Annotated in this window: 14 protein-coding genes; 1 reads left to right on the top strand and 13 read right to left on the bottom strand. The window is 24.5% G+C overall.

Annotated features, from left to right (window positions below; all coding sequences use genetic code 4):
* Nucleotides 1-57: 57 nt before the first annotated feature.
* The 12 genes from T405_RS00525 to secG all read right to left on the bottom strand — a co-directional run bounded on the left by T405_RS00525 (nucleotide 58) and on the right by secG (nucleotide 15,435).
* Nucleotides 58-1,872 (bottom strand): hypothetical protein, encoded by a 1,815-nt coding sequence (locus T405_RS00525; protein ID WP_036430026.1) that lies wholly within the window; start codon nucleotides 1,870-1,872, stop codon nucleotides 58-60.
* A 1-nt stretch (nucleotide 1,873) separates the two neighbouring features.
* Complete coding sequence (locus T405_RS00520) at nucleotides 1,874-2,149, bottom strand: hypothetical protein (RefSeq protein WP_036430024.1); 276 nt, start codon at nucleotides 2,147-2,149, stop codon at nucleotides 1,874-1,876.
* A gap of 2 nt (nucleotides 2,150-2,151) precedes the next feature.
* A complete protein-coding gene (locus tag T405_RS00515; RefSeq protein ID WP_036430022.1) occupies nucleotides 2,152-3,174 on the bottom strand; it encodes a carbohydrate ABC transporter permease in 1,023 nt (340 codons plus the stop codon).
* The gene (locus T405_RS00510; RefSeq protein WP_036430020.1) at nucleotides 3,134-4,171 is read right to left on the bottom strand and encodes a carbohydrate ABC transporter permease; all 1,038 of its coding nucleotides are present in this window, start codon (nucleotides 4,169-4,171) and stop codon (nucleotides 3,134-3,136) included. Before T405_RS00510 ends, T405_RS00515 begins: the two co-directional genes overlap by 41 nt.
* Nucleotides 4,158-6,245, bottom strand: coding sequence for an ATP-binding cassette domain-containing protein (locus tag T405_RS00505; protein ID WP_036430018.1), 2,088 nt, complete (start codon nucleotides 6,243-6,245; stop codon nucleotides 4,158-4,160). Before T405_RS00505 ends, T405_RS00510 begins: the two co-directional genes overlap by 14 nt.
* Before the next feature lie 11 nt (nucleotides 6,246-6,256).
* Nucleotides 6,257-7,567 carry a thermonuclease family protein gene (locus tag T405_RS03670; RefSeq protein WP_051619507.1) on the bottom strand — a complete coding sequence of 437 codons (1,311 nt, stop codon included), beginning with the start codon at nucleotides 7,565-7,567 and terminating at the stop codon, nucleotides 6,257-6,259.
* A gap of 56 nt (nucleotides 7,568-7,623) precedes the next feature.
* A complete protein-coding gene (locus tag T405_RS00495; protein ID WP_036430016.1) occupies nucleotides 7,624-10,176 on the bottom strand; it encodes a P68 family surface lipoprotein in 2,553 nt (850 codons plus the stop codon).
* Between the two features lie 223 nt (nucleotides 10,177-10,399).
* Nucleotides 10,400-10,684, bottom strand: a complete 285-nt coding sequence (locus T405_RS00490; RefSeq protein WP_036430014.1) for an antibiotic biosynthesis monooxygenase — start codon at nucleotides 10,682-10,684, stop codon at nucleotides 10,400-10,402.
* An 8-nt stretch (nucleotides 10,685-10,692) separates the two neighbouring features.
* Nucleotides 10,693-12,237 carry a methionine--tRNA ligase gene (gene metG / locus T405_RS00485; protein ID WP_036430012.1) on the bottom strand — a complete coding sequence of 515 codons (1,545 nt, stop codon included), beginning with the start codon at nucleotides 12,235-12,237 and terminating at the stop codon, nucleotides 10,693-10,695.
* A gap of 7 nt (nucleotides 12,238-12,244) precedes the next feature.
* Nucleotides 12,245-13,033: a tRNA1(Val) (adenine(37)-N6)-methyltransferase gene (locus T405_RS00480; RefSeq protein ID WP_036430010.1), complete on the bottom strand. Its 789-nt coding sequence runs from the start codon at nucleotides 13,031-13,033 to the stop codon at nucleotides 12,245-12,247.
* Entirely contained in the window at nucleotides 12,996-15,200 is a 2,205-nt protein-coding gene (gene rnr, locus T405_RS00475; RefSeq protein WP_036430063.1) for a ribonuclease R, read from the bottom strand. The genes T405_RS00480 and rnr overlap by 38 nt, the downstream gene beginning before the upstream one ends.
* Nucleotide 15,201: 1 nt before the next feature.
* The gene (secG, locus tag T405_RS00470; protein ID WP_036430008.1) at nucleotides 15,202-15,435 is read right to left on the bottom strand and encodes a preprotein translocase subunit SecG; all 234 of its coding nucleotides are present in this window, start codon (nucleotides 15,433-15,435) and stop codon (nucleotides 15,202-15,204) included.
* Between the two features lie 93 nt (nucleotides 15,436-15,528).
* On the opposite strand from secG, the gene T405_RS00465 reads away from it, so the two are divergent.
* A complete protein-coding gene (locus T405_RS00465; protein WP_036430006.1) occupies nucleotides 15,529-17,205 on the top strand; it encodes a hypothetical protein in 1,677 nt (558 codons plus the stop codon).
* Nucleotides 17,206-17,284: 79 nt separating this feature from the next.
* On the opposite strand, the gene T405_RS03925 is transcribed toward T405_RS00465, so the two are convergent.
* Nucleotides 17,285-17,588, bottom strand: a 304-nt coding sequence (locus T405_RS03925) for an IS3 family transposase (RefSeq protein WP_036430004.1), incomplete at its 5' end; no start/stop codon positions are given.

The raw sequence follows: 17,588 nt of genomic DNA, 5'->3' as shown, positions 1-17,588 counted from the left end.
TTTAATTTACTTATTTTAAAAATAAAGAAAGCGTACCTTCTTTATTTTTAAAAAAAATTAAAACATTGAATTCGATGAATCTAATTTTTTAAATTTAGTAGATAAACCATCAAAAATATAATCATCTATGGATACATTAGAATTTGATTGTGATGCTTTATATATTCCATATACATCAAATAATTTTTTAGTATTTGTTTTTGCGTCTAAAAATTCAACTCAATAAGTTAATTCTTCTTGATTACCATTTACACGTAAGCCTTTTACTGATTGTGCTTGGTAAACTTTATTTAAAAATAATAATTTAGCAAATAAATCAGAAAGTGCAAATTGAGAAGTTTTTTTGGTGTCTAAACCATCCTTAATTAGTTTCTTAATACGTTCAATATCATTTGCAACTAATGAATCAGATTTAAATTTATCGATAAATTCTTGAGCCTTATTTTTATTTGCTTGACTTTCTTGGTTTGATTTAACTGTATTAATAGATTGTGTTAATTTTAATAAATCACTTTCAAATTTAGCAATTAATTTTTCATTTCTGTCAATAGTTCTTCTTAAAGATAGTCTTCTTGTAGAACTTTGTTCTTTTTCAAGATCTTGTTTTGATCTATCTAATTCAACTTTTTTATCATTGTATGCACTGATATAAAATAATATATCTAAGTTATTTTCTATGAATTCATATGGTTTACTTAAAAATTCTTCTTTTTCTTTATCATTTAATTTTTTGCTAAATATTTTAAAATCATCTGTTTCTTGTTGAGAAGATTCATTGATACCTAATGCTAAATAAATTGGACCAAAACCATCTCTTATACCATTTCTAATACTTTCTAAATGTTTATCAGAATTTTCTGGGAATAAAGCATAAGATGGAGAAACTGTTTTAAATGTTGTTCAAAGAGTTTTAAGACTTTTTATACCATCGATTTGGGGATATGATAATTTTTCATTTTCTTTATTTAAATTATCTAATGAAATATTAAATAATGTTGAATCAATATTATTTGAAATAGTTCAATCAATTAAACTTATTTTAAATGAGCTATCTGCTTTATTGTATTCAATAACTTTTCTAAATGGATCGAAAGCTGAATTTGGGTTATTTAGATTATCTAGATATGTTTGATAATAAATAGCAAGTGGTGTATTTTTAACAAAGTTTTTAACTATATCTGTGATTTGTTGTAATGTAATTACTTGAGAATAATCTGTAATATTGTAATACAAAACATTGTTAATAGAAGGGATCAATCTTTGAATTTCACGTTCAATTTTATTTAAATCTGAACTTTCACTTTCTTTAAATTTATATTTAGCTATTATGCTAAATGTTTTTTTAGATTCGTTATTTGAAAGATTATAGTTTTTGTATTCTAAAACTTTATCTCTTAATGATGATATGTCATTTATTAATTTTTGATAAATTTGTTCATTACTTTCAAATAAATCTAAATGAGTTTGATTATTACCTGTATACGAAGATTTAATTTGGTTTAAATTTTCTTTAAAGTTGTTTAATTTTGTTTCATTAATTAAAATATTTTCTGAAACTGGTTCTACAAAATCTCCAATAGCAGTTAAAAAGTGTGAATTGCTAATCTGGAAATCTTTTTCATATTTTAATCCAACGTTTTCGAATGTATATGATAAGTATTTACTATTGTAAAGTTCATTTTCAAAGTTTTGTAGTTTTGCATTATTAGTAATTACGCGATCCTTAACTTTAAAACCATTTTCTTTTATAAATTCACGAGCATATTTAACTGTTCTATCATTATTATAAAAACATGATACAGCACTAAGTGAAGTAATAGTTGATATACTTGTTAATAATAAAATTGATTTAAGTTTCTTAATTCTATTCATCTTAACTAAACATTTCAGAGTATTTTCATGACCTAAATCCTGCATAAGCAATGATAAATGACATAACAAATACCACACAAGAAAATGCTAAACCTCCTATTGAATATGCTTTTGTGAATTGATATGAATCAATGATTTTTGTATCTAATGTAACTTTTTCATAAATATTAATAACTTCTTCTAGACTACTAATTAAAAATGATAGTGCAATAATTGCAATTAAAGCTAATAAACCTACAAAGGTTCAAATAATTATTTTTCTTTTGTAACCTTTCATTTTTACCCCTTAATTGTTGAACCTTGTCTACTGATTGCACCCATAATTCTTTTTCTAAATACTAAGTAGAAAATAAATAATGGTGCTATAACAGCCATTGCAGCTGCCATTTTAATGTTAGTAAATACTGCTTGGTTTGAATCTGGATCATCTGGATTTAATCCTGCTTTAAATAATCATGTTGATATTAATTCATATTCAGATCTACTTCCTAAAATTAACGATGGTCATAAATATGAATTTCAAGAAGCTAAAGCAGTTAAAATTACTATTGTAAGTGTAGTTGGAACTACCATCGGGAATGCTACTTTAAATAAATATTTAAATCCTCCTGCTCCATCTACTAATGAAACTTCTTTGATTCTTCCAGGTATTGCTTCAAATGCATTTTTATACATAACAGTATTGAAAATACTTGAAACAAATGGTAATGAAATAGCTAAAACAATAGTAAATAAATTAGATCTTAATCCTGTTCTAATAACTACAGTATATTGTCCTGATAATAAAGCAACTTCAGGTAAGACTAATAGAGAAAGTGCTACAAATCAAACAAAACCTTTCCCTTTTCAACTTCTTAATGAAAAGGCATAACCCATTAAAAATGTTAATAAAACTTTTAAAATAACTGAAACAATAACATTTAAAGATGTAATTCCTACTGATTTTCAATATCCCGAAGTTAAAGCTCTAGCATATGTGTTTTGTACAACATCTGCTCATGGACGAACATCTAGACCTTCACCTGAATAATATGTTGAACCACTTTCAAAATCAGATAAAATTCTGAAATTATTCGATAATCCTTGTGCTTCATCATCTGTCATAAATGATATAGAAATCATTAAGAAGAATGGGAACAAAATAACTACTCCAAAGAAGCATAAAACTAATAATTTTGATGCAGCTGAAAGAAATACTGAAAATGGATTGCTATCGATAACTTGAGAGGAAACTTTTTCTTGACTACGAGAAAGTTTTTTATTAATTAGTATTTTGTGAAGCTTTAACTTTAACTCAAACATTTCTTTCTCCTAAGTTATTTAATGTTAATTGTACCATAAAGAAACCGCCTCTGATTATTGATGAAAATGTAACACCGATAATAAATAAAGCAATCGCAGCTGCTCCAGCTAACTGGAAGTTACCATTATTTGTAACTAAATAAACATATAGCATTAATGTTCCACCACCAGATGCAAATGCATTCTCTGGAATGTTATTAAATAATGCTAAGGGGAATACTTTAAGACCACCAATTATTCCTAAAGTTATTAAGAAGTTGATAGTACCTTTGATTGATGGTAGGGTAATTTTAAAGAATTGTTTAATTTCACCACAACCATCAATAGAAGCAGATTTATATAAATTTTTATCAACTCCAAGCATTGCTGTTGTAAAAATTAAAATGTTAAATGCCAATCCACTTCATACACCATTAATAAACATTGCTATTAATGCATTAAATGAATAAATATCTGTTGAATTCAATCAAGCTGTTTGACCACCAACGATCTTATTTAAAAGACCATTGGTTCCAAAAAATTGAATGAATGCTAAAGATATAGCAACAGCATTAGTTACATAAGGCATAAAGAAGATTGTTTGTCAAAATCCTTTAGTAACTTTTCGATTTAATTTTGCAATAACAGAGGAAATCAATAATGAAAAAATCATTACGAATGGTAAAACCACTAAACCATAAATAAAAGAGTTTCTTACCCCCACTGCAAAACGAACGTCTGTAAATACATTTCTATAATTTACAAATGTAAATTCATTAGTATCTTTATCACGGAATGATTCATAAATGTTAAGTCCCATAGGAACTATAGTGAACATTAATATTAATAAAAATCCAGGTAATAGTAATAATAAAGGAATATACATTGGTGTTTTTCTATCCAAAATAGAATGAGATAATGCAGCTTTCTTTTTAGATTGTTTTGTAAGTGATCAATTATATAGAAAACCTAAATGATTTGCTATAAATAAATGAAACTTTGAATTATTGAATTTCATATTCAATTCTTTCTTGACTAGCTGCATTGAAAATATGTAATTTGTGAATTGGTAAATCAAAATAAATCGAATCTCCAACTACATAATTTCTTGAATTATCTAATAAGAAATTAATTTTTCCTACATTTTCTACATTAACAACTAATTTGCTTTCTTTTCCAAAGTTTTCTTGAACTATAACTTTTCCTTGGAACATATATGAATCAGTTGCTGTTTTAATTTTAAAATCTTCAGATCTAACACCTACATGTAATTGAACATCACTGTAATTTGGTAGTGATACACCTTTAATTTTTTGATTTGCTACATATAATGTTTCATTTTTATATTCTGAAGGGAATAGACCCATTTCAGGCATACCTAAGAAACGAGCAACAAATTCATTTTTAGGTTTATTATAAAGTTCAATTGGTGAACCTAATTGTTGTACTTTTGCTGTTGACATACATACAACAATATCTGAAATAGACATAGCTTCTTCTTGGTCATGTGTGACAAAAACTGTTGTTATACCAAGTGATTGTTGAATTTCTCTAATTCATTGACGAGTTGAGATACGGAGTTTAGCATCTAGGTTTGAAAGTGGTTCATCCATTAATAAAATTTCTGGTTTTTTAACAATAGCACGTGCTATAGAAACTCTTTGTTGTTGTCCACCTGATAAACGAGTAGGTTTCTTTTGTAAGATTGGAACAATTTCAACTCTTTTTGCAACTTCCATAACTTCATTGTGAATAGCTTTTCTTAAAGAAATATCATATTTTAATCATTCTTTTACTTTTAACTTATCTTCATCTGATAAAATAGATGGAATTAGTCCTTTTCTTTCTTCTTTTAATTTTGCTTCTAAATTATATTTACCAGAAATAAACTTAACTTCATCTTCAAATCTTTTTTGTGCTACAAACGGTAAAGTTTTTGCATCTCTTTTTAATTGTAAGTATTCTTGATTTGTTTTTAGTGTTTTTGATAATTCAGCTTTAGCATTTAAGTATGCAGTTTTTGTAGTTGCTTTTTCTTGATTATATTTTTCTTTAATTTCATTTAATTTATTTATATATCTGTATCTAGTTAGTAATTTTAGAACTTTTTCTTCTAGTTTTACTATTTGAACTCGATCGTTTAATTCTAAATTATTAAAATCTAAATTAACTAAATTAGCAGTAAATTCTTGTAATTCTTTTATTCTAATTTCTTTTTCTTCTTGAGAAAGTTTTGAATCAAATTTAGTGTATTTACTTTCAACAGAACTTAAAATTTCTGATTTCATTAATTCTTGAGGTAATAAATTATTAACTAAATCACTATTGTATTTTTCTTTAATGTCTGCTATTCTTTGTTTAGTGTCTTTTTGTAATTTAGTATTTGTTTTTAAAACATTTTTAGTTAATAATGAAATTTCAGATGTTTCATGAACTAAAGCTAATTTATAAGCAGTGTGAGCTTTTTCAAAATCTTCAACTAATTTAGCATATGTTTCATTAAATTTGTGTTGAATTTCTGAAGAAATAATATTTCAATCTTTATAAGTATTTTTTAATTTTAATATTTCTTCTTCTGAAGCCCCAAGAGCTCTTAAATATAAAATTCTAATTTCGTTTTTCGCTTCTTGTTTTTTCAACATTGTTTTATGTTGTCAATCAAAATCATTTTTTAATGGGAAAGCAATATTTGCATAAACACTTAAATGTGGATATAAAGCATAATTTTGGAACACAAAACCAATTTTTCTTCTTTGTGGAGTAAAATCTGTAACATCTTTACCTTTAAATAAGATTTTTCCTGATGTAACAGTTAATAAACCTGCAATAGCATTTAATGTAGTTGTTTTACCAGAACCAGATGGTCCTAGTAAAGTAACTAATTTTCCTTCAGGTATTTTAAAACTAACGTTGTCTACTGCTAAAGTTTCACCAAAATCAATATTTAGATTTTTTAATTCGATAGCAGGAATAACTTCGTTTTCTTTTAATTCAAATTCAGACCTATACTTTTCTAATAATTGTATGTCTTCTTCTGAAACCTTGGTATTTGCTAATTTAAGTTTATTTAATAATTTTTTAATTAATACCATTGATTTCCTTTCTAATTTTTAACATATTTACTTATTTTTGATTTTCCTTGAACATTATCATAAAATGGATCATAACTATTATTTTGTTTAAATAATCATATAAAAGTTGTTAATTCATCTGGTGTATCAAAATATTTATAAAATCCTTTTTGATTTTCTTGTGCATATTTTGCTGCTTTATACATTTCTGGATAAAGACGATAAATAAATGAACTTTTATTTTTTAAAATAAATTCAGTTTCTCAGGTGTCATTTGCTAAAGGTAATGTTAAACCAGCACGTAAAATTTCTGAATTATAACTATATTTATATTCTGGTCCAAACATAATTTCTGCTGTAACTCTACCAAAAGCATCTTTACCATCTACAAAAGCAACAAGAATATCACTTCCATATTGTTCTTTTACTTTTTCTGCAAATTCACTAGATCTTAAAGCAAAGGCATATTCAAATGGAGCTGCTTTAACGTATCCTTGAGGTTTAGTAATACCTTTTTCCGGTGTATCTATACCCATTAATCTGATACGATATGATTGACCCTTTTGAACAGATATTTTTCCACCTATACTTTTAGTTTCATTTGCTATAACTTCAAATGTATCACCATCAGATGCACTTTTAATTGAAGCTTTAAATGATTTTTGTTCTAGTTCAGGTTCTTGAAAATTTAAATTAGTAGAAACAAAGTGTTCTGGTCCAAAATCAATATCAAAATTACTTATTGGTGTGTTAAGTTCGCTTTGGCCCTTAACTTTACCAGATAAACCTGCTAAATTAGATACTTTTTTATCATTTACATAAGCATCATAAATAAAAGTAACAGAAGTATCAACTGAATTTAAAGTTCTTGCGTATAAACTTTCTTCACTACCTTCTTTTCCATAATCACCTAAATCTAAACCAGAAGAAATAGAATTTAATTTAAAAATAACATCTCTGCCATATATTTTAACTGTAAATGTTTTTTTATAAATAGATTTATCTTCGTCAATATAAGGAATTAATTTATTATTTGTTTTATAAACTAATTTATTTTTTGATAAAACTTCTTTATTGATTATTTTATTAACTTCATTAATGATTCTTTTTATTTCATTGTTTTCATTACTTATTGCTTGAGTATCTTCAAATGAGTAATTTTCTCTAAGCTTTAACTTCAGTTCAGTATCACCATGAGATGCAAATCTTAATGGAGATGTAGTTGATGATTCTATTTCATATTTTTTATCTTCTTCATTCTCACAAGACATAGCTAAGGATAATACAGAAGAAGAAACTATGAAACTACTTGTTCAATATAAAAATTTTTTGATTTTTTTCATAAATTCTCAATATCTTAAAAACATAATTTGCCTAAGCAAATTATATTTTTGTTTTATTATTTATTTTGTCCTAGTTGTGTTAAAGCTATAAAACTATCAAATGAAACTTCATTTGCTTTTTCTGTGTATTGTTTTTGTTTTTGGTTTCATGCTGTTTTAATTTGATTTCTAAATGCATCTGATCCTACACCACCTGGTTCTTCAAATGCAACATAATCATTATCAGCAACTAAAGCTTTTAGTTCTTGTAATACAACTGATAAATATTTATTATTTCCGAATGTGTTATCAGGTAATGATGTTAATGTTTTTGTCCCTGATACATAAGACATTTTTTGTTGAATAAAACTTATTGGATCCCCTTTTCCTAAAGATTTACCTTCTTCTATGTTTCCTTGTCTATCAAATTGTTTGTATGTCAATTCTTCTTTGTAATTTAATAATCAGTAAACAAAGGCTTTTGTTGCAAGTTCATCTTCACTATTTGATCTTACACCTATTAATGAAGGACCTTGTAGGAATAAAACTTTTTTAGGATCTGATTTTGTTCATTTAGAAGGTGTTATTTGGGCAAATAATTCATTTTCATTAACAATTGTATGATCTGTTTCTTGAAATACTGATAATTTTGCTTTTGCTAATAATTCCTTGAATTTTGTTTCATTGGTTTTTCTTAAATTATCAATGTCATCAAATTTTGTTATATCAGTTTCACTTGTATTTTTTATAACAATGAATAAAATATCATCACCTTTTTGATTTGCTACAACAAAGTTTTCAACAGAACCATCAGTTATTTTATCTAATTCAACTTTAAGAGCTTTTGTTCTTGGTTGGTCAGTTAAAACAAAATTAACAATAATTGATTTTTTGTCTGTTTTTAAGTTTTGAATTTTTTCATCTGTTGCTGCATCTTTAGACATATAATAATATGTGTCTTTAATTGCGTTTGGAAGAGCAGGGTCTGTTGGTGTTCCAGATTTATATAATTTATTATTTCTTCCACCTATTCTTGCTAAAACTGCTTCAGAATCTCCTGGTTTATTACCTTTTGCTGCTAATTTATCTCTAAAGAATAATACACCATCTTGATTTAAGACAGTATCAAGTGAATTAATAGTTGAACGAACTAAAACATCTGGACTTTTCTTGAAGTTGTGAGCATAACCAGCTGTTGAACCAATTGAAAATGCCATCCTGTGTTTTGTTTGTTCACTTGATGAATATTGTCCCGAAGGAAATGCATAAACTGATCCAACTTTAAATGCTTCAGATAATGCATTAAACATTTCTTGTGTTTTTGTACGTGCTTCTGCATTTTGGTTACCTAATGTTGTAAAATCAACACTAATTTTACCGTTGTTGGTACTTACTGATTGTATCATTTTACCAGCATCTGCTCCGATAGCTGCATAAAGTGCTTGTTCATAAACACCAGCAATATCATCAATACCAAATACATGAATATCAGGGTTATCAACTGCAGATTTAACAAATAATTTTTGCATTGTATTAGCAAATTTAATTATTTCTGTGTATGTCTCAAATATTGATTTTGTTAAAGGTGTTTTTTTGTATTCTGCTATAACATCTTCTGCTTGTGCAACTTTTTCTCCTCAGATTTTTTTAACTTCTTCTCTATCTGATTTAGATGCATTTATAAATTGTTCAAAATATGCACTATCTGCTGGATCAAATTCAACTTTTAAATCTTTTAATGTTTCTAAGAAATAACCTAAAACAGCTCCATTAATACCTAAAACATTAGTACTTTTGAACAATGGTAATGTAAATGTGCTAGGTTTTTTTACACCTTCAATTTGACTATTTACACCTGTAAAGTTTTTGTCAAATAATTCATTAATGTCTGTTTCAATATTTTTATTTTTTGAATTAAAACTTAGCAACATTTCTGATTGAGCTAACATAGCAGCAACTGGTGGGTAATTTATAATTAAATTAACAAATCCTGATTGATCTTTTGAACTTAAACTTTTTTGAACTCTGTTTGCAGCATCACCATATGAATTACCAAATTGTATTACTTCCACTGGTTTAGATGAAGGAGAAATTTTATGTTTTTTATATGCTGCTTGTTTTTCTTCTTCATTTGTCATTTTTGAAATACTATCAATCAATTGATTGTATTCATAAACTATTGATTTAATTGCTTGGTGTTGAGCATTACTATTTGATCATGAAACACCTAATTTAATAGAATCTTTTTGTACTTGTGAAAATCCACCTGTTTGGTCTGAATTTTGAACTCTTTTAATGTAATTTTCGCCTTTAAGTGCTATTAATTTTTCTTCTACTTGAGAATTCAATTCCTCTAAGGCTTCTCTTGATTTTGATACTTCATCATCTGTTGCTTCTTGAACATTTGTATTAATTGAAGCAAGTCTTGTTTTTAATTCTTCATAATTTGTCTCTGAAGTTAAACGTGATAATTTTCAATCTACTTGATCTTTTAAATCTAATACTAATTCTCTATTATTTACCGGTTTTTCACTACCAGCATCAGAACCACAAGATGCAGCAACTGTTAGTGCGGTAGTTAATGAAATTCCTGCAAATGATAATAAATATTTTTTTAATTTTTTAGTCATATTTTCATCCTTTTATATATTAAATATATTAAATAATATAAACAGAAATCATAAATATTACTACTTATAATATATATATAATTTCTGTTTATATTTTACTTAAATTGTTTTTTTTAGTAATTTTTTCTGCCTTTTTCTATTAAAATCTTCTTTTTTTGTGTTTATTTTCATATTTATTCCATATTAATGAGAATAATTGTATTTTTTATATAAAAAATTATAATTATCTCTTTATTTCTAATTCAAATAAAATAGAAAATTTTAAACAGTTATTTTCTAATGATTTAAAATCATCAATAATATCTTGTTTTTTGTAAAAATTATGAAAATCTTCTTTTGTAGATCATCTTTCAATTAATAAAACATTTTTTTGTTTTTCTAAACCATATTCAAATGATAAATTAGTTTCTTGGATTCTTATTTTATGCACTATTTTCTTTAATATTTCTAAAAATTCCTTTAATTCGTTATTAGGAACAATAAATTTAGTTGTTTTTGAATATATCATTTTTACTCCTATTTTTTAATTCTATTAAAAAATAAATATTGACCTTCTGGAAGAACATCATCAAATTTATTGAAATTTTGTATTTTTGAAAAAGTAAAATTATTTATTTTCAATGTTTGTGCTACTTCTTTAATTTTATTAGGTAATAAAATTTGTAAATAACATGCAAATGCATAAATACCATTTAATAATCTCACTAGTATTTGTTCTAATTTATCGAGTTCATTTGTTAATGTTCAAGGTTTAGTTATGTCAATATATTTATTAAGTTTATTTCCGAGTTCTATAGCTACATTAAATGCTAAATCTACTTTAAAATCATCAAAGTAGTTTGTAAAAAGTTGCATTGATTTTTTTATTTCTAGTTCAATTTCCTGATTGTTGGTATCTGTACTTTTTTGATATTTTAAAGATTTTTTAAAGTTTTGTGAAATCATTTTTAAAACACGTGATACAAGATTACCAAAATTATTAACTAAATCTGAGTTAATTACGTCTATGAATCTATTTTCATCAAATACCAAATCATCACCTAGTGGAAATTGTGAAACAAAGAAATATTTAATCATTTCAGGATGATATTTAGATAATAAGTTATAGGGATCTATAATATTACCTTTAGATTTTGACATTTTTCCTTCTGGGGTTATTATTCAACCATGAGATTGAATCCTTGTTGGTTGTTTTATATTTAATGCTTTTAAAAAAATAGGTCAATAAATCATATGAAATCTCGAAATTTCTTTACCTAAAATGTGAACTACTTCGGTATTTTCATCATTTCAAAAATCATTAAATAATTCTGAACTTGTTGGATTATTAATATCAAAATCTAACATTGTAATGTAATTACATAATGCATCTAATCAAACATATAATGTATGTTTTGTATCTTCGTTTATTTTAATTCCTCAATTAATATTTGTTCTTGTTATAGATAATTCTTCCAAACCTTTATTGATAAAATTAAATAACATTTCATTTTCTATTTTCTTAGGAAATAAAAAGTTGTGATTGTTTTTTATATAATCCTTTAACCAATCAGAAAAATCATTCATTTTAAAGAAATAACTTTCCTCTGAAACTTTTGTTAATTCATGATTTGAAGATGGATGGTACAGTTTACCATCTTTTTTAACTGCTTGAGTTTCGGTTAAAAATTCTTCATCTTGAATAGAATATCAACCTTCATAGTTACCTTTATATATATAACCTTGTTTTAAGAAATATGAAAATATGTCTTGAACTAGTTTTTTATGTTTAGGATTAGAAGTTCTTGAAAAGAAATCATAATCAATATCAAAATCCAATCACATTTGTTTAAATTTATCAACAACAGAATCTACAAATACTTGTGGTTCTAAATTGTGTTCTTTTGCTTTTTGCTCTATTTTTTGTCCATGTTCATCACTTCCTGTTAAAAATCTAACATCATAACCCATTAACTTTTTATAGTTTTTAAAAGCTCATGCAATTGTTGTAGTATATAAATGTCCAATATGAAGGTTACCACTAGCATAATAAATTGGTGTAGTTATGTAAAATTTCTTCATAAAACTCCTATTTTATTTTAATTGGTTTGTATAATTTCTTAATTTCAGGTAAATAATCATGATTTAATTTATCATCATTATTATGTAAGTATAAATTTGGTAAAAAGTGTGAACCTCAACCTGTTTGATATCTTCCTTCTATTAAAACAAATTTAGGTTTAGAATTTGCTCTTGTAAAAACATACTGTATTCTTTTGGGTTCAAATTTATATTTTCGCATAATCTCAAATGCATCAATTGATCGTTCAACAGGAATAACAATACTTAAAAATCCTTTTTGTTCAATTATTTTAGAACAACCATAAATTAGTTGTTCTAATGTTAATTCTATTTCATGAGTTGCAATTAGTTTTTCTTTTGATACATTATTTTTAATTTTATGAGCATCATATTTATAAAATGGTGGATTACAAAAAATTGTTTGATATTTTTTTGAATTATTTTTTATAAAACTTTGTCAATATAAATTAAAATCATCATTAAATAAATTAATTTGATTTGCTAAATTATTTAATTGAACATTATATAATGCTAACTCATATCCTTTTTTTTGTATTTCTATTGCATCTATTTTTAAATTTGAATTTCTTTTGGCTACAAATATTGATAAAGCACCATTATTAGTTCCTATTTCTAGTGCACTTTTTATCTTAGAATTTAAATAAATGAAATTACCTAACAAAATTGTATCAACTGAGTAATTAAACATTTCTTTATCTTGGTAAATAAATAAATCACTATCAAAACCTAAGGAATTTTTAACTAGTTTTCTGTTTTCTAAATTTTTTGGAAACATTTTGATTACCTTTTTTTGCTTCAGTTTCTTTTTTGAGCATAAGTTTTGGATATAAATCTGATAAACAACAATCAATTTTACCTTGAACTAAATCTACTCCTAAAACTACAACTTCTACAAAATCACCAACTTTAAAAACTCTTTTTTCTGAGATTAATTGTGTAAGTGTTTCATTAGCCTCATAAGTTCCATCAATAAGTGTTGTTTTATGAACCAAACCTGAAGCCATAAATTCAAATTCTACAAAGAAACCAAAATTTAAAATACTTACAATTTGTGTTTTAAATGTTTTACCTACTTGAAATTTTAAATATTCTGCAAACTTTAAGTCATTTACATTTCTTTCTATTTGAACTGCTTTTTGTTCAGCTTTTGTGTTTAAATCACCAAATGTAGGTAAATTGTTTTTAAATTCAGTTAATTCATTTGTTTTTTTATTAATTAAGAAGTTTCTTATTATTCTATGAATAATTAAGTCAGGGTATCTTCTAATAGGACTTGTAAAATGACAATAAAATTTAGAAGCCAAACCAAAGTGTTCAATATTATTATCTGAATATATAGCCTTTTGCATTGTTCTTAAAAATGTTAATTTCATAAAATCATCATCTCTTTGAGTTTTGACATAATCAACAAATTCAGCAAAAGATTTAGGTGTAATTTTTTTAGGCAATACGTCTGAATTTATACCTACTGTTTCTAAAGTATTTTTTAGATTTAATAACTTTTCTGCATCTGGTATTTCATGAACTCTATATAAAACTGGTAATTTTTGATCATATAAATATTTAGCAACCGTTTCATTTGTTCTAACCATAAAATCTTCAATTAATACTTCAGAAAAACCGCGTTCATTAATTTGTATTTCTTTAACACTACCATCTGTATTTAATTTGATTTTTGGTTCAGATATTTCAAAATCAACATATCCTTCATCTAATTTATACTTATGTAATATTAAACTTAGTTCTTTTGCGTCATCTAACATTTTACTTAAATCATGTGGGATTTCTAAGTTTTGTATGGTTTGTGTTTTATAATAACTATCTACTTGTTTATAAGTTAACCTAAATTTGCTTTCAATAATTCCTTGAAAAATATTAACTGATAAATTGTTTCCTTTTGCATCTATTTCCATCTCACAAGCTAAAACAAATCTTTTTTCATTAGGATTTAATGAACAAATTCCGTTTGATAATTCAAAAGGAAGCATAGGAATAACTCTATCTACTAAATAAATACTAGTTCCTCTTTTTAAGGCTTCTTTATCTATTTGTGTATTTTCTTTGACATAATAAGAAACATCAGCTATATAAACACCTAAAAAGTAATTTCCATTATCTAACTTTTTAACATATATAGCATCATCAAAATCTTTTGTATCATCACCATCAATTGTAACTATCATTGTGTCTGTTAGATCAATTCTATTGGTTAAATCTTCTTTATCAATATTTTTAGGAATATTAATAATTTCTTCATTTAAAGAATCAGGAAATGAATCAGGTGCTTTAATTTGTTCTAGATATGATTTTACAAAAACCATTGGATCTGCTTCATTTGTAATGATTTTTTCTATTTCAATTAAAACTGTTTTGCTTTCATATTTTAAAATCTTTGCTGACACTAAATCATTTAATTTAACATCTAGAGTATTTGAAACAATTAATCAAGAAACATTTTTCATTTTTTGATCAACAGGAACAAAATAAGTTGAAGAATTTTTTTGTTTAATAAAACCAATAATATTTTGATTTGTTCTTTCTAAAACTTCTACAACTACTCCTGTTTTTAATTCATTATCAGCTTCATGTGGATTTTTAAAAACATAAACTTTAACGACATCATTATGTATAGCAGTATTAAAATTAAAATTTCTTATATATACACTATCTTTTGTTTTATTTACTTCATCAATGTTATAATCAACGAATCCAAATTGACCTTTTGCATTTACATTTAAAATTCCAGTGATTGTATCAATTAATTCAGGAGCATAATATTCATCTTTAGAATTTTTAAATACTTTATATTCTTTTTGTAAAACTGATAATAAACTAGTTAATGATTTATTATTAGAAGGTGAAATTTTAAAATATTTAGCTATTTCTAAAAAAGATTTAGATTTACTTGATTTAATATAATTTAATACTTTTTCTTTTTCCATATTATTTAACAAAAACTCTAATTAATACAACGATTATTAAAAGAATAAAACCCAAAACAACCATTGCATATTTTAAGAATTTTTTAAAACCTCTTTCTTTTGAAACTTTAAATAAATCCAAATCATTTGAACCAACTAATGCTCCTGAAAAACCATTAGAATCCGGAGACATTAAAAATGAAACAAAAATTAGTAAAATACTAGCTATTATTAAAAAAACTGTTAATGTAATCATATATACTCCTATTTAAATTATTTTAATTATAATATAAATATTTAAAGTTATTACCATAATTAAGTCCAAAATAAATTATTGTATAATTAACAAATGAAAAATATTAAGAAATTAATAACTTTATTTGGTTTTTCTTCAATTATTGTTTCTAGTGTAGCATGTTCTGAAACAAAAACAATGGAAAAACAAAGGGAATTATTAGAAATTGAAGGTATTGAATTTAATGATTTTATTTTTGCTAAATTTAATGATATTGTAATCAAAAATATCAATGAAGCAGCAAAAAAACGATTTGAAGAACCCGAAAATAAAGCAGAATTAGAAAAAATCAAAGAATCAGATTTAGAAAGATATAATAACATCATTTCTGTTCAACACTATGATAGTTTGAAAAAGAATATAGAAGATATAAGAAGTGAAATTCTAAAGGTAAATAATGAAGCTAAAGATAAAGCATTTGATTATGTTCAAAAGTTAAATAGGTTTAGAAATGTATTTACAAATCAAATATTTTCAGACTTAGTTCAATTAACAGGTCTTGAATCTCAAAAAATACAAGAAATAAACAATAATGGGAAACTATATACTGCTGAACACAATTTATTTGTAATGATGAATATTTTTAATTCAAATGAATTAAAAATCAAGTTTTTTGAAAACACTAATAACTCAGAAATTAAAACATTATTAAATAATTATAATGATTTAAAGCATAATATTGTATCTGAATATGATAACTTAGTAAAAGAAGCAAAAGAAAACGATAATGTACTAACTGATGAAGAATTATTTAAAAAGATTGTAGATTTTACTAAAAAACTAGCTGATACAAATGCATATTTTGCTAAAAACTTATATGAAAATTACTTATTAACTCAAAACTCAAATAATTTATGATCTTTTTCTGAAGGTTTATATAAAGATATAAAAATTCAAAGTCCAAAAGACCAAAGTTTTGAAGTATTAGATAATTATTCAACTATTTCTAAGTTAATTGAAAATGAAACTGATTCTGAAGATAAACAAAAATTAATTGAATTAAAAGAGTTTATAGAACAAGAAAAGTATCATGAAGAACAAAAAATTTACAATGATATAGACTATGATTATTTTGTAAATTTTTCATTAAATAACAATAATCAAAATTCATTAATACCATTAAGTTTTTATTCAAGAAAAAATGATAATAATAAAGATGAATTTAAATTAAATGATTTTTTAGATACAGATCAAACAAAAGAAAATACAGTTTTTTTATCAAATAAAATTTCTAATTCAGTGCAAAGATTTGCTAAAATAACTTTAGATTCTAAGTTAAACGAAAATCTTTTAAGGTGATTTAATCTACAATTAATAAACACTAAAAACAGTAAAGAAATTTTAGAAAAAAAACAATGAAACTTGTTTTCTATTTCTAGAATGACAGTAAATAAAGTTAAATATGATGATGAGAAAAACACATTATTTGTTTCACTTTTAAGTGGTTATGGAAATGATAATATTGAATTCAATGGTAATAGTTCAGATATATGAAATACAAACTTAAATTATGCATTAATAAAAAATATTGATGAATTCTTTTCTTCATTTAAATTTGATATATTCTTTGAAATAAAAGATGAAATTTATGATAATTTATTTAAAAAATTATCAATGACAAATGATTCAAATGATAGTATTCAAGAAATTGTAAATAAAAATGTAAATGAATTATTCGATTCTCAAAATAAACAATTAAAAATTGAGATAGGATATGATTTAGATTTTTAATAAATCATTATTAATAAATAGGTAAGAAAAAATATTCGGATCTCTAAACATGGACACAAAAAATTAACATTTTTGTAAATTATAACATCATAGCTGTTTGCTGTGGTGTTTTTCATTCTAAATTTGATTGAATTCTTTCTTTATTATATCAATCAACATATTCCTTTATTTTAAGATTTAATTCATCAAAAGTAATTTCTGAATAATCTAAATCATTTAATAATTCAGTTTTTATGATACCAAATCAATATTCAATTTCACGATTATCTAATGAGTTCCCAATTCTAGAAAGTGAAACTGTGCCATTAGATTTTTTGACTTTATCAATATACACTTGATTTGTATATTGAAAACCATGATCAGAATGTATTATAAAATTTGAA

Source organism: Mycoplasmopsis felis ATCC 23391, assembly GCF_000701865.1.
In the GTDB taxonomy this organism is placed as follows: domain Bacteria; phylum Bacillota_I; class Bacilli_A; order Mycoplasmatales; family Metamycoplasmataceae; genus Mycoplasmopsis; species Mycoplasmopsis felis.
Note: the sequence above shows the minus strand (reverse complement) of the source record. Positions and strands in the feature narration are given on the sequence as shown.